This window comes from Burkholderia sp. BKH01, from assembly GCF_025685725.1.
GTDB lineage: Bacteria > Pseudomonadota > Gammaproteobacteria > Burkholderiales > Burkholderiaceae > Burkholderia > Burkholderia pyrrocinia_C.
The window spans coordinates 1-360 of the sequence record NZ_JAOTQT010000072.1 but is presented as its reverse complement, the minus strand read 5'-3'; the positions used below and the strand labels follow the sequence as shown (position 1 = coordinate 360).

The following is a 360-nucleotide window of genomic DNA, read 5'->3' as shown; positions in this document are numbered from 1 at the left end:
CTGCTGTTCTACCCGCCGATTGCGCCGGAGCAGGACCACCCCAGCATGCAGGCCTTCAGCGAAGGCTTTGGCCTGACCCGCAGCGCCATGGCCCGCTACTGGCAGGAACTGGGCGGCGCCGAAGGCGCGGATGCACGCTGCCGCCTGCCGGCCAGCTGCACCGACACCCTGCCCCGGCTGCCGCCCGCCGTGGTCTGCACCGCCAGCCACGACATCCTGCGCGATGAAGGCGAAGCCTTTGCCCGCCAGCTGCAGGCGGCCGGCGTGCCCACCCGGCTGCTGCGAGCGCCTGGCATGGTGCACGGCTTTGCCCGCATGCTGACCGCCAGCCCCCAGGCCCGCCAGCAGGTGGAGCAGGCC

The 360-nt window shown here is 73.1% G+C and carries 1 protein-coding gene; it reads left to right on the top strand.

The features are described from left to right. Positions 1-360: alpha/beta hydrolase (locus OEJ37_RS34865; RefSeq protein ID WP_263349543.1), on the top strand; the 360-nt coding region annotated here is incomplete at both ends.